This window comes from Nonomuraea sp. WAC 01424, from assembly GCF_003947315.1.
GTDB lineage: Bacteria > Actinomycetota > Actinomycetes > Streptosporangiales > Streptosporangiaceae > Nonomuraea > Nonomuraea spiralis.
In genome coordinates, this window is the sequence record NZ_QHHZ01000007.1 from 12,205 (window position 1) to 24,951 (window position 12,747).

Here is a 12,747-nt window from a genome sequence, read left to right on the forward strand (position 1 = left end):
GCGGGCGGGGCGGCCATGGTCGCCCCGCCCGCTCGCTCGTCACCTCCAGGGGGCTGCCCGGCACCTCGGCGGCAGTTTGGCTGCCGTTGCGATTCAGCCGACCGGACGGGCGTAGCCGACGAGGTCCCGTCGGATGGTGTAGCGGCTAATGCGGATACGTGTGCCGGTGCGGGGCGCCTCGATCATGCGGTCTGAGTCCAGGACGAGGCCGACATGCCCGGGACGGTTGGGGCCTCCGTCGGAGCCCTGGAAGAACACCAGATCTCCGGGTTGCTGGCGACCAGGGGGAATATGGGGGACGGCGTGCCACTGTTCCACGGTGGTACGAGGCAGGGTGGTTCCGGCCTGGTGCCAGGCATAACGGGCGAGGCCAGAGCAGTCGAAGCCTCTCACCTTCGCGCCTTGCCCAATCCCCAGCGTGGGGCCAGCAAGTCCGCCGCCTCCGTAGGAGTAGGGAGTGCCGAGCCAGTGGGAGGCGGCCGCTGTCGCTGCCGAGCCGCGTCCCGTCCCACTAAGTTGCACTGGCGCGCAGGCAGGGGCGGCGTAAGACTCGGCGATGCGCAAGACCTTGGTGACGTAGGCGGAGTCGTGGTTGTAGCGCAAGAGGGCCTGGTTGAGGTGGGCTGGGGCGCCACCGTGGCGAAGGAAACTGGCTGCGGCAGGGATGGCGTCGGCGGGGTCGTAGATGTCTTTGATGCCATCCGCGTTGCCGTCCACACCGAAGGACTGCCAGGTAGCTGGCATGAACTGCATGGGTCCCGCTGCTCCGGCGTGGTTGCTACCGGTGGTGACGCCAGGTGCGGGACCTCGGCCGTGGTCCGATTCGGCCTTGCCGACGGCAGCCAAGACGGACCAAGGGACGCCGTAGCGAGCGGCGGACTGCTGGTAGAGATCGAGATAGAGGGGCGGGATGTTGGTGGGTGCGGAGGTACCGCAGGGAGCGCTCGGAACGTCGTAGCCCGGTAGCAGGGTCATGATGGCGCTGAGGAGGACGGCGATCAGGACGAGCGCCCCGATCGCCGTGGCCATGACGATCGGCATCATGCAGGGACGCGGTTGGGACCAGCGGTGCCCCACGCGCCCCGTAGGGCGATCAAGCGGTGGCGGGGACCGGTTGATCCCGCTGGTAGCCATACGGGCCCTGCCGGGCCGTCCACGGCCGTTGGCCGCGTGTGTACGGCTGTGGCGACGGGCACGTCGGGGGCGCTCAGGAGCCGACGGAAGTTCGCTTCACGGGTGGGGTTCGGGAGCCAGAAGAGCACGGGTGTCGTGATGCCGGTTGCTTCGGTCAGAGCGGCGTACCCGTCGAGTTTGGCCAGGACGCGGGACAGTGGCTCAGTGCCGGTGTCATGTTCGAGGAAGAAGTCGATTGTGTCCGGCTGGCCGGTTGAAGCGGGCTCGGTCCAGCGGCCGAAGGCGTCGGGGCGGGCGAGATCGCCCCAGAGGGCGGTGCACCGGCGTTCGGGCCACCATTCGGCGACTTCGGATTCGTCAGCTCGGCGACGGGCCGTGGCGTGCAGTTGGGCGAAGAACTCGTTCACGCCTATCTGGTGAGTCAGCCGGGACGAGAAGGCGATCGCGCCGGCCGAATCGGGGCGGTAGCGGAGCTCAGCGGGAGTGATGCCGCGCTGGGCGGCCAGGTGGTGGGCGCCGGTGGTGCCGAGTATCCAGTGCCAGGGGCGGCTTCCGGTCGGGGCCCAGGGGCGGAAGCGGTCCAGGGCACGTAGTTCATAGAGGTCCAAGAGGCGGTGGCGGGCGCGGTGGATGCTGGGGAAGAAGATGGCGGTGAGTTGGTCGGTGGTGAGAACGCGGTGTTCCCAGACGGCGTCGAGGATCTCGGCGTCTCGTGGGGTGAGGCGTTCGGCGAGGTCGGCGACGAGGGCCTGACTGACGCGGGTGCGCTGGTGCCGGGAAGGCTGTAGCCGGCGAGGTGAGTTCGGTCGGGTCATTTAGTGCCCTCCTCGTGGGTTCGGCGTGGGTCGGTCGAGATACGGAGCTTCGGTTTGCTCGCAGCGGTGGTCTCGGGACGGGCGAATGCGGCCCGGGAGGCGGCCCGGACGGCTTCCTGACGGCCGGGGATGAGGTCGGGGAGGGGACGGGTGCGGAAGGTGAAGGCTGGCGACGGGCCTCCTTTGCCGGTGATGACTCGTCCGGCGGCTTGGTACGCGCCCAGGTGGGACAGGTCGTGTGCGGTGAGTACTGGACCGACGTGGCGAGCCAGATCGTGGGCGTCTTCCGGAGAGGCGGTGAAGTAGACCTTGTTGCGCGCGTCGGCGGAGACGGCTTCGCGGAGGTCTCTGGGGAGCTGGGACAGGTGCTGGTGGGCGAGCGTCAGGGAGAAGCGGTACGCGCGTGCCTCGGCCAGGAGGTCGCTCACGGAGATGGGCATGTTGAGGAAGTTCTGGGCCTCGTCGATGTAGGCGGCGGCATCTCGGCGTTCGTGCTCCGGCAGGCGGACCCGGGGAGTGATGGCCTGCCAGGTGTGCGCGAGGAGGAGCGAGCCGAAGAGGCGCGCGGCGTCCTCGCCAAGGACGCCCTTGGGTAGTCGGGCAAGGACCAAGCCGCCGGTGTCCAAGGTGCGGGCCAGGTCAAACGTGGAGGTTCCGCCGGACAGGGCGTCGCGGACGAACGGGCGCAGGAGGACGGCCCGGAGTTTGTTCATGACAGGGCTGATCACCGAGGCGCGGGCGGCGGGTGACAGCTCGTCGTACGCGGACCAGAAGCCTCGTAGCAGTTCGTCGTCGAGCTGACCGACGATCCGGGCGCGGAACGGGGTGTCAGTGAGGAGTTTGGGGACGTCGGTCAGTGTCGCGCGGTTGCGTTGTGTCCGTACGAGAGTGAGACAGGCCGAGCGCATGAGGTCGTCCAGACGTGGACCCCAGGACGAGGCGAAACAGCGATGAAAGATCGTGACGATCGAGTCGACGGCAAACGCCGGGTCCGGTCCGGCGAGGACATTGAAGCAGGGCGGATTGCCAGGTTCAGCGGGGTCGAAGAGGACCGTCCGTTTGATGGCGCGTTCAGGTAGGCGATCGAGTACGTCGTCGATCAGGTCACCTTTGGGATCGATGACGAGGACGCCTCGGCCGGCGTGGGCGTCAGAGAGGATGAGGTTGGCCAGGAAGGTGGACTTGCCGACACCGGTTTGTCCGAGGACATGTAGGTGCTGGCGCGCCGAGGCCACGGTGACCCCCACAGGGCGCGGGTGGCCAGTTTCGGCATCACCCAGGACGCGGACGTCCTGGCCGTACGTGGGGACGTCGGGTGCGGGCGGGATGGGCCGGGCTCCGGCTCGGGCGATGCCGGGGGCGGCCTGGTCGTAGGGCAGGTGGGCGAGCGCGGCCAGCTCGTCGACGCCCAGGAGGTAGCCGGAGTTCATGCGGCGGTTGGACATGCGGCCGGGAAAGTCCAGGCCGCGTAGGCGACGCAAATACTGGTGGCCGGAGGCGTAGAGCGCGAAGGTGGCGGCGATCTCGTGGGCGCGACCGCGGAGGCGGTTCCGGGCCTCGCGTCGATCACTTGTGACCGCATAGGAGACCTGGACGGCGAAGCGCGGCTGATTCGCCTTGGCGAGGATGACGCGGATCTCCTCGGCACGCTCGGGGAATATCCGAGACAGCTCACCAGGCCGGGCACGGTTGAGGCCGCCGGGTGTGATGAGGTCGAACAAGTCGGTGCGGAGGCTGCTCGACCTGCCGTTCCTCAGTGCGGAAGCGGCGCGGTGTGCGGCTGATAGCCGCCGTCCTGTCACTGGGCGGACTAGAACTTGGACGGCGGCATGCTCACCTTGACGTAGCCCCGACAAAGCCCCGAGGAGCGCGCGCAGCGGATCATTGCCATGCGCGGTCGTGAGCGGATAGTGGTCGGGCCGAGCCAGAACCATTCGGCCCCGGGCCGTCGTGGCACCGCGCGGGGTGGGAGGGGCAGCCGGACGGGTGGTCGCAGTCGCGCCAGGCCAGGCCGACCGGACCGCCTTCTCCACCAGTCCAGGCGGTACGAGTCCCGGCACCCACAGCTGCACCCGAACGCTGGCAGCATCGGCCACGTACTCCCAGGCCAGATGAGGCTGGCCGAACAGGAGGCGCTTCCAGCGCGGTGCGGTCAGCCCCATCACCTGTGACCACCAGGCAGCCGCGCTGCCGGACTCGACCTGCGGTGGTACCGCGATCTCGACCGACCGAGCGTTACGGGCGAAGCGCACGTTGCGCCACCGCCAGAGGATGGCTTCGGCCGTGCTCAGAGCGACGGCACCACCGATCACGGTTCCCCAGAGCTCTGGATGAAGGGTCATTCGGCTGGGTCCGTGGTGGCGAGGGCATGCTCAGACGCGCTTGCGACAGCGACGAAGGCGGCACGATCTCCAACGCCTCCGCAGACCAAGCCCTCTCCCTGGCCGGCCGACAGCAGGAAGAGCCGTTCCCCTTCGGTGAGGTCGAAGGCGGCGGTGATCTCGTCGATGGCCTGCGGAGCTTGCCGCAGCAAGACCTGCGTACTTGCGTTGGAAACCACGGCCTTGCCGAGATCGGAGCCGAGTAGATCGGCGGCGTCCTGAGTGACGACGGCGAGGCCGGTCCAGTGCTTGCGGGCGGACTTGGCGAGCCGGTAGAGGAACCTCGCGCCTTCGTTCTCGCGCATGAGCGTCCATGCCTCGTCGACCACGACCAGGCGGCGGCGCCGGTCGGCGGGGTTGGACACGCGCCGCCAGATCGCGTCGAGCGCCAGGAGCATCCCAACCGGCCGGGTTTCCTCGGGCAAGTCCCGCAAGGAGAACACGATCAAGTGGCCGTCCGGGCGAGTTGTGGTCGGACCGGCGAACAAGCTCCGATAGGAACCGGACACGTACGGGGCAAGTCTCGCGGCCAGCTGGGACGCCTCCGGAGCGTCAGTGGCATCCAGCATCGTCACCAGGTCGGCGAGCAGCGGTGCAGGACGCTTCCACGTGCGCTGGTCTGAGGTGATGCCATGTGCCGCGTACGTGGCGATTACCGCCTTGTCCAGTACGGCCTTTGTCGTGGCAGTGAGCGGTTCGCCCAGCATGGTCGCCACAAGGGTTTGGAAGAACATCGCCCGCCGGTCGAGCGCATCGCCTTCTGCAGAGGCAGGCAGGTCGAAGGGGTTGAAGCACACACCTGGTGTGCCAAGACCGAGGACGGTTCCTCCGACGGCGTCCGACAGGCGGCGGTATTCGTCCTCCGGATCGACGACACAGACCTCGACCTGATGGAACAGCAGCCGCAGAACCTCCAGCTTGGTGAAGTACGACTTGCCCGCCCCAGACCGGGCGATCGTCACGGAGTTGTAGTTGTCGTGCGCGAACCGATCCCACAGCACGACTCCAGAGGAGTAGATATTGAGCCCGAACAGCACCGGCGTCTCGCCGAGCCGGGGCCGCAGATCCGGCGAGGCGAACGGGAAGGCCGCCGCGAGCGCTGAGGTGTCGAAGGTTCGGCGCGTCTTGAGCGTGTCGGTGCCGAGTGGAAGCGTGGCGGTCCATCCCTGCATGGCCCGGAACGTCGTCTGGTGTGCGTCGAGCAGCAGTGAGGCCGCCAACGCCTTGACGTGCTGGACCTCCGCATCCAACTCGTCGGCATCCGCGGCGTGAACAGTGAGGTAGAGACCGACACGGAACAGGCGGCCGTGCCCCCTGGCGAGGGACGCGGCCAGCTCAGCGGCGTCGTCGGCAGCGGCCTCGGCTGCGAAGTCCGGCGTCCGGGCGCCTGCGGAGGCGGACTCCAGGCGGGCGAGCTGTCGGCGTAGACGCTGGGCGGCGATCAGCGGAGGGACCGGCTCGATGTGCAGGGACACGTCGAGATGACCTGGATACCCAGTCAGCGGTTCGAGCCAGCCTGCGCCAACTTCTCGCGGGTACCCCGCGATTGCGAACGACGCGCACACCCCGTCCGAGAACTCGACCGAGCGGGCGTTGACCTTCAACGATGATGGGCCGGGCAATGCGGCGGCAGTGCGGGCCAGCTCAGCGGTGTCGCCGGCGAGTCGGGTGATCCTCATCAAGTCTCATCTCCAAGGGTGATCAGCTCATCCGGTCGGGCGATGCCGACCGGTTCCGGACGACGAGGCGACAGCGACCGTACGAGCAGGTCACGGGCGTCTTCGGCACCCACGACCGAGGCATGTACGCCGAGGCCGAGCAGAGAGCGCACGGCCTCCTCGGCACGACGCGTCACGATCGCCGCCGAGCTGCCCCGCCGAGCCGTACGCCGGGACTTTCGCACCCACCCGGAGGGCTGTTCGCCGTCCTGGTGGCGAACGACGATCAGGACATCGCGAGTCAGTAGATCTCGGGTGGTGCTCAGTTCGGTGAGGAACTCGGCGTGCTGGCGGGCTGCCTGTTCAAGCGCGGGATCGGCCAGACGCCCGGCCGTGTGAATGACCATGTCGGCGAGATCGGATAGGTCAACCGGACGCGCCTGCAGGAGGATCTGCACGGGCGCATCCAGCGAGTTCAGCCACCCGGCGAACACCCCGACCAGCGCCGCCTGCTCCTCAGCCGTCCGCAGCCCAAACGCCACGGTCCCGGCTCGGACGACAGCCGCGGTCCCGCCTTCGGCCAGCTCCATGACCCCGTCCTCGCGGATCGCCCGGACCGGGAGCCGCAGCCCACCGGGCAGCCGGCCTCGGACTCGGCACCAGGCCGGAGGCGGGAGGACGCCTTCCTCCGTTGTGACCAGCTTGCGATCCCGCCGCAGGTAAGCGAAGGCGTGAAGGACGAGCCGGTCGAGGCTGAGCCCGTCCCGCCTGCCGAGTGCCAGTGCACACCCGCAGGCGACCACCGGCAGGACGATCGCGACGAGCACCGGGACGGGCAGCCGGTCACCAGCCACGAGGTACACCCAGGCCGCCAGCACACCCGTCCCGGCGAGGATCGCGACTTGTCGAACGGTGAGATTCGCGAAGAGTTTGTCCGGCATTTCCACATCGGTGGGGATCTTCGCGACCAGCCGTTCCTTACTTGTGTGGCGCACAGCGTGCCGCCTTTCGCTGCAGACGAGGCGCTTGGAGCCGCAATACGACTTGTGACAGGCGCTGAGGTGAACGACGAGGTGTCGGTGATGCGGACGGCGCAGTACCATTCGGCGGCCGGTCGCGTCGAACGATGGGTTGGTAACGCCGTCGCGGCTGCCCGGGGTCGTTGGGCATGGGATTCCCGGCTCCCCCATCCGGCCCGTAGGGACGCGCGGGGCGGTCGACAGGGGATGAACGATGGACCCGCGCGTTCCCGCCGCCAGCCCGGCCACCGGCGGCCGTCCCCGGCGGACGACGCGGATGACGTGGCATCCCCGGACGTGGCCCGCCAGCGTTCGGCCCCCGCCTATTGGGACCACCGCCTGGACCTCCACCAGGAGGACCACTGGGCCCGCCGCCTCCGCCTCCGCTGGGTGGGGTGGGCGGTTTTGGCGGCTTGGGACGACGCGCTGCGCGGGCGGCGGCGAACCCCTTACCGAGCAGCATGTTGAGCCCGCGATAGACGATCAGGGACTTCACCAGCCGTGAGAGTGCCCGGGGCTTGCTCGCCTGCCAGATGGTCCGCGCGACCCACCCGGGGATTTTGAGCAGGACGAACAGCAGGCATATGGCCATGAGCAGGTCTGTCATGTCCGCCGTGCTCGGGATCCAGAACGAGTCGTCGTCAGCGGGGTTGGCTGAGAACAACATTTGCAGCGCCGTGACGAGCACAAGCGACTGGCACATTTGAATCGCCAGCAGCCCGGCAAACGCCCGCCACCACAGCCGAGCGATCCCCTCGGTCATCGGCAGCGCATGCAGGATCAGAGCAATGGGCGCCGCCACGATCACAACCATCGTGAGTGCGAGCCGGACGATGTAGGTGAACAGCACACCGACCGCCAGAACGACCACTACGAGTGCCACGATCGCGAAGAACACGCCCTTGAGGACGATCCCTGTAAGGACCGCCTTCTTGATCGCGTCGAACACCAGCTCCGGATCGATTCGGCCGGCTCCGTCGGCCAGAAATGCCTGGCTCAGCCCGTTTGCGAGAGTGATCGCGTACTTGATGGCGATCAGGCTCAGGTTCGCGGCCAGAAACGCCCACACGAGCCGGGGCAGTAGTTGCCGTGCCGAGATCCCGCCAGGCAGTGCCTGTCCGACCATGAGCATCACGCCTGCGACCGTCACGAGCAGTACGAAGCACGTGTTCGCAATCGTCCGCGACACCTCCCACAGCTGCTTGGCCCGCGCCATCTCGGGGGAGTCCAGCTCCGGTGTCGCCAACACTGTCGACCCGAGCATCTCGAAGACCGGCTGGGTCGCAGATTCCACGAGATGCGTGAACCATTCGTCCACCGCCTGCCGGGTCTTGCACGCCACATCGATGAAGCCGCAGTCCGGTGCCGGCGAGGTCTCGGCAGAAGGCGACGGCGCCGGGCCGGGAGTGGAGTAAGGCGTCGAAGTCGGTCCGGGCGTAGAAGGCGCGGCAACCGCAGGTCCACTGAGCAGCGCGGAGACGAGCACCGCACCGATGGCCGGCAGAGCGAACAGCCCGAACACTCTGAGGCGAGTGAGGGCCGCCACGTCAGGCTCCCACGATCCGCTGAAGGATCTCCACCAGGACCGGTGCGAGCATCGCCACCCCGAACCCGAGCGCTCCGTAGCGGAGCGTCTTCTTGGCGGCCTCGACTTCCGCGGGGTCACCGCCGGCCAGGATGTACCGGACTCCGCCGATGGTGAAGAACAACGTGGCCAGGCCGACCAGCAGCCCGATCACCACGTTGCGCAGGTTGGTGATGACCTGGTCGAGCGAGGCGGAGGCCAGCCTGGTCATCGCCTCGGCGACGCCAGGCACGGTCAGCGCGGCCACCACGCAACCGGCGGTCCAGAGCGCTGAAGCGGCAGTACGCCGGGCCCAGCTCGTACCTGCTGGAACACGGACAACGAACAACGGACAAGGCCGAAACGGCTTCATGGCATGGCTCCCGCGACGAGAGGTCCTGAGCTGGCAGCCAGCCGTGATCACAAGCCCGGACCGGGCCGGGATGGGTGTCCTCCTTCTAAGGACGAGGGACGATGAACTCGATGGGAACGGGTAACCGCCCCCCGAGAGCCCACCCTGAGCCGTGATCACGGCTGACATAGATGAACCACCGGATCAGCGCACGGGATTGGAGGGCAGCCCCTCACAGCTGACCGAGACTTGACCCTCCTCGATCGCCCGCGCCAACCGTGCCTCGGCAGCCCGCCGCCGCTTGTAGAGCCGATCCGCAGGTAGTCCCATCCGCCCCGCGTACGCCCGCAGCGCTTGGCCCTCCAAGCGAGTTGCGTTGATCAGCTTCGCCTCGTCTGCGGTGATCACATGGCATCGGACGGCCTCGGCGAGCACCATGAACGGCTCGGCATCCAGGGCCACTGGCTCCGGTACGTCGGCGCAGATCTCGTTGGAGGTGAGCTCACGCGCCCGAGCCTGAAGCGCGCCCTTCCTTGCCCACATCAGCAGCCGAGGCAGGATGTTCGGCTGGTCGAGATCGATCCGACGGAGCTGCGCGACGAAGGTCGTCACCATCTCCGAGACGATGTCGTCGACCGTATGCATGGGGCAGCCGCGCGTGGTGCGTGAAGCGAGATTCTTCAGCCCTGGCATAGCCATCGCCACGCAGGCGATCACCCATGCCGGCCCATCGCATCTTGCGCGGCGTACCAAATGCGCCCAGACGGCGTCCTTCAGTTCGTCTTCGGCCTCTGGCAGGAGCAGCAGCCCCTTCAGCTCATCCAGATCGATCGGGCGCTGAGGCGCACCATGCCCGATGATGTCGCCATCTACAGAGAGTGGGCTCGGACCGTTGATCAGAAGCGTGAACGTCCTGTGTACCGTGCTCAGGGCGTTCTCGTTCATGGTCTTGCAGGTTGTGGTGTCCCGAAAGTCGATGGCCATGGGTTCTCCCCGCACGTTGTGCTGGATTGGTCGATCCAGATCTCGACCATCGAATGGGGGAACCTCGGGACACCAAAGGCAGAGGCGCGGACATCATGAACTAGCGAAGAGACTCCCACAAGCCGTCTGACCTGCGGCGATATCCAGACTCCGAAGCTGTGCTCCAGCTTTACGCCAAGTCCGCCGGCCTGTAGCTGATGTGCTGGCGAGCCCTTCTTGCAGTGAGCTGTTCAAGCTCTGCCCAAGCCAGCGCTTGGAGCACGATCAACGGCTTCGGGCTCGCGATCACCGTGTTGAGACTCTGCAGACGCTTGATTCCTTGGCGAATCGGATTGCTCACCTTGGAGACAGCAATAGGCCTGCAGTGTGCCGATTACTGTTGAAGTAGCCCAGGACAGGGGTCTTCTATGTACTCACAACGCATCGGTTTGCGCGCCTAGCGTGCCGCTCGCTCGTCGCTCTAGGCGCGAACGAGATCGCCTAAAGGACCGTTTGCGATAGAGGATGCCTTGATCACGATCACGCCTGCATGGCAACAAGTAGCTATATGTGCGCTTCTCGTCATACCACTCCTCGTCGTCATCCTTCTGATGGCCCCAGCCCTACTGGTTCTGCCATTCAATGCCGGAGGCCGGGTCTTCCTACTTGACCTGATTGAACGATCACATAACTGGGTGCAGCAAGTAGGGCGACGTCGGTGAGTAGCCCTGAGTGCCACTTGGCACACCAGCCGTAGCAGGGGGACGGCGCCAGAGCTGGCGCCGTCCCCCTGCAAGCAGCAGGCCTGGGTGACTCTGCATCCCGCGCTCTTCACGCGTGTGCGCTCGCCCCTTGGCGGCCAGGGGGTTGTGCAGCGCTCGATGGGTGGCTACGGCCTGCAGTAGCGGATGCGCTGGAGGCCCCACAAATGACGTCGGGGCACGTAAGGGGCGACAAGACCCGCGCTTCATGCGGACCTGAAATGGACACAAGCGATTCCAATCAGAGCCGATTAACTGGTGTTTCAGTACATGGGAACGGGTCGCCGTCAAGGGTCACTGTAGATGAGCAAGAACGAAGGGCCGCGGTCGAGGAGCCCACGTGCTGGCGAGAGGCGGCTGGTGCCGCTCTCGGTGTGGCTGTGTTCTGACACCACGCCTGACACGGCTAAGGCCAAGGACAGTCCGTGTGGTGCTACCGAAGCAGTATGCGGCCGGCATCACCAGGCCGTGGGGCGAGAACTGGCGCGGCATCTGATCGGCGTCTGCACCCATCCGGGTGGAGTCGTCGCGGAGGTCTTCACGGCGAGCGAGACCGTGCTCGTGGCGGCAGCGGAGATGGGGCGGATGGGGATCGGCTGTGTTCCGCGTCTTCCGGTCGCTCAGCATCTTGTCGGCCGTCTCAGGCAGGAACTCGCGGCGGATCAGCGGGCGGCGGTGAGACTGCGTCCGTATGGGCCGCATGAAATTCGGGAGGCGCTGCTCGGTGTCGAGGGGCAGGTCCAACTGCTGATCGCTGCTCTCCCGCCTTATCCGGACGTCGCATGGGCAGCCGGCTCGGCGTCGGCCGCGTGTCCTTCATGTAGGGCGGAGCAGTCGAGCCTTGCGATGCCGCAGCTTGGGCGGTTCCTGGAGAATGCGCGGCATGTTCTCGCGCCAGGCGGTCACTTGGCGGTGATCACGGCGGCGAGACATGAGCGGGGCAGGCTGGTGGATTCGGCGCCGGGGATCATCCGGCGGGCTGATGCGGCCGGGCTGGCCTACGTACAGCACGTTATCGCCGTACGTGTGCCCATTGAGGGCGACGCGCTGGTTGTTCAGGCTGGGCCGGCGGAGCTGGCGCAGCTTCGCCGGGCTCAGTCCGCGGAGCTGCCGCCGGTGGTGTCGGTGCATGCGGATGTCTGCCTGTTCACTCGTCCCATCGGAGGCGCTCGATGAGCGAGGGCGTGCTGCCGTCGGTGCTCGCTACGGGGCAGCTTCAGTCGCGAGTGCAGCGGCGCGACCGGTATGTCCCAGAGTCGATGAGACATCCGGGCAAGATGCTCCCGTCGATCGCCTCACACGTCATCTCCGCATTTACCGAGCCAGGGGACCTGGTGGTGGATCCGATGTGCGGGATCGGAACCACGTTGGTGGAGGCAGTGCATCTGGGGCGACATGCGGCAGGGATGGAGTACGAGGCGGACTTCGCCGGCCTCACCGCTGCCAACGTCCAGCATGCTCGCTGTCAAGGCGCTACGGGGTACGGCCGGGTGGCTTGTGGGGACGCGCGGAACGTCGCGACCGTGTTCGGGGACCTGCAAGGCTTGGCTGCGCTGGTGCTGACCTCTCCGCCGTATGGAGTACGGACACACGGTCACGTCCGCTGCGGTAGCCGTGAAGGCGGCGGGCCGGTGAGGAAGTCGAACCACCGGTACTCCACCGACAAGGGGAATCTTGCTCACCAGCGGCTGCCACAGCTGATGGAGGGCTTCGGGAAGATCCTTGCCGAATGCGGGGGTCTACTGCGGCCCCGTGGGGTTGTCGCGATTACGATCCGACCGATTCGGGTCGGTGGACGGCTCGTTGACCTCCCCGGCCAAGTCATCGAGACCGCAGAAGCCGCTGGCTTCCAACTCACACACCGCATGGCGGCGCTGTTGTGCGGCCTGCGTGATGGCCATCTGATCAACCGGGCGTCGTTCTTCCAGATGCTGGAGGCGTGGAGAGCTCAGGAGAAGGGGCAGCCGGTGTGTGCCGCGGCCCATGAGGATCTCCTGATTCTTCGCGTGCGGGAGGAGTTCTCCAACTCTCGCCCGTAGGCGCCTACGTGGAGCATAAGACGCAAGACGGCGCAACTTGGCGGAGATACGCCAACAGCGT

The 12,747-nt window shown here is 67.0% G+C and carries 10 protein-coding genes; 2 read left to right on the forward strand and 8 right to left on the reverse strand.

Annotated features, from left to right (window positions below; genetic code table 11):
- Positions 1-93 precede the first annotated feature (93 nt).
- The 8 genes from DMB42_RS19860 to DMB42_RS19900 all read right to left on the reverse strand — a co-directional run bounded on the left by DMB42_RS19860 (position 94) and on the right by DMB42_RS19900 (position 9,907).
- Positions 94-1,044 (reverse strand): bifunctional lytic transglycosylase/C40 family peptidase, encoded by a 951-nt coding sequence (locus tag DMB42_RS19860; RefSeq protein ID WP_185844754.1) that lies wholly within the window; start codon positions 1,042-1,044, stop codon positions 94-96.
- Entirely contained in the window at positions 1,041-1,949 is a 909-nt protein-coding gene (locus DMB42_RS19865) for a replication-relaxation family protein (protein WP_125636486.1), read from the reverse strand. Before DMB42_RS19865 ends, DMB42_RS19860 begins: the two co-directional genes overlap by 4 nt.
- Entirely contained in the window at positions 1,946-4,291 is a 2,346-nt protein-coding gene (locus DMB42_RS19870; protein ID WP_125636487.1) for a type IV secretory system conjugative DNA transfer family protein, read from the reverse strand. Before DMB42_RS19870 ends, DMB42_RS19865 begins: the two co-directional genes overlap by 4 nt.
- A complete protein-coding gene (locus DMB42_RS19875; protein WP_125636488.1) occupies positions 4,288-6,009 on the reverse strand; it encodes a VirB4 family type IV secretion system protein in 1,722 nt (573 codons plus the stop codon). The genes DMB42_RS19870 and DMB42_RS19875 overlap by 4 nt, the downstream gene beginning before the upstream one ends.
- Positions 6,009-6,983, reverse strand: a complete 975-nt coding sequence (locus tag DMB42_RS19880) for a PrgI family mobile element protein (RefSeq protein WP_185844755.1) — start codon at positions 6,981-6,983, stop codon at positions 6,009-6,011. Before DMB42_RS19880 ends, DMB42_RS19875 begins: the two co-directional genes overlap by 1 nt.
- Positions 6,967-8,553 (reverse strand): hypothetical protein, encoded by a 1,587-nt coding sequence (locus tag DMB42_RS53280; RefSeq protein WP_185844756.1) that lies wholly within the window; start codon positions 8,551-8,553, stop codon positions 6,967-6,969. Before DMB42_RS53280 ends, DMB42_RS19880 begins: the two co-directional genes overlap by 17 nt.
- A 1-nt stretch (position 8,554) precedes the next feature.
- Positions 8,555-8,842 carry a pilin gene (locus DMB42_RS19895; RefSeq protein WP_125636491.1) on the reverse strand — a complete coding sequence of 96 codons (288 nt, stop codon included), beginning with the start codon at positions 8,840-8,842 and terminating at the stop codon, positions 8,555-8,557.
- Positions 8,843-9,127: 285 nt separating this feature from the next.
- Positions 9,128-9,907, reverse strand: coding sequence for a hypothetical protein (locus DMB42_RS19900; RefSeq protein ID WP_125636492.1), 780 nt, complete (start codon positions 9,905-9,907; stop codon positions 9,128-9,130).
- A gap of 1,043 nt (positions 9,908-10,950) precedes the next feature.
- On the opposite strand from DMB42_RS19900, the gene DMB42_RS19905 reads away from it, so the two are divergent.
- On the forward strand, positions 10,951-11,823 hold the full coding sequence (locus DMB42_RS19905) for a DNA methyltransferase (protein WP_125636493.1): 873 nt from the start codon (positions 10,951-10,953) through the stop codon (positions 11,821-11,823).
- Positions 11,820-12,686 carry a TRM11 family methyltransferase gene (locus DMB42_RS19910; RefSeq protein ID WP_125636494.1) on the forward strand — a complete coding sequence of 289 codons (867 nt, stop codon included), beginning with the start codon at positions 11,820-11,822 and terminating at the stop codon, positions 12,684-12,686. The genes DMB42_RS19905 and DMB42_RS19910 overlap by 4 nt, the downstream gene beginning before the upstream one ends.
- The last annotated feature ends 61 nt before the right edge of the window (positions 12,687-12,747 follow it).

Excerpts from the sequence above, each read along its gene's own strand:
- DMB42_RS19910 (WP_125636494.1), top strand. The coding sequence starts at position 11,820 with ATGAGCGAGGGCGTGCTGCCGTCGGTGCTCGCTACGGGGCAGCTTCAG.
- DMB42_RS19865 (WP_125636486.1), bottom strand. The coding sequence starts at position 1,949 with ATGACCCGACCGAACTCACCTCGCCGGCTACAGCCTTCCCGGCACCAG.
- DMB42_RS19860 (WP_185844754.1), bottom strand. The coding sequence starts at position 1,044 with ATGATGCCGATCGTCATGGCCACGGCGATCGGGGCGCTCGTCCTGATC.
- DMB42_RS19870 (WP_125636487.1), bottom strand. The coding sequence starts at position 4,291 with ATGACCCTTCATCCAGAGCTCTGGGGAACCGTGATCGGTGGTGCCGTC.
- DMB42_RS19905 (WP_125636493.1), top strand. The coding sequence starts at position 10,951 with ATGAGCAAGAACGAAGGGCCGCGGTCGAGGAGCCCACGTGCTGGCGAG.
- DMB42_RS19875 (WP_125636488.1), bottom strand. The coding sequence starts at position 6,009 with ATGAGGATCACCCGACTCGCCGGCGACACCGCTGAGCTGGCCCGCACT.
- DMB42_RS19900 (WP_125636492.1), bottom strand. The coding sequence starts at position 9,907 with ATGGCCATCGACTTTCGGGACACCACAACCTGCAAGACCATGAACGAG.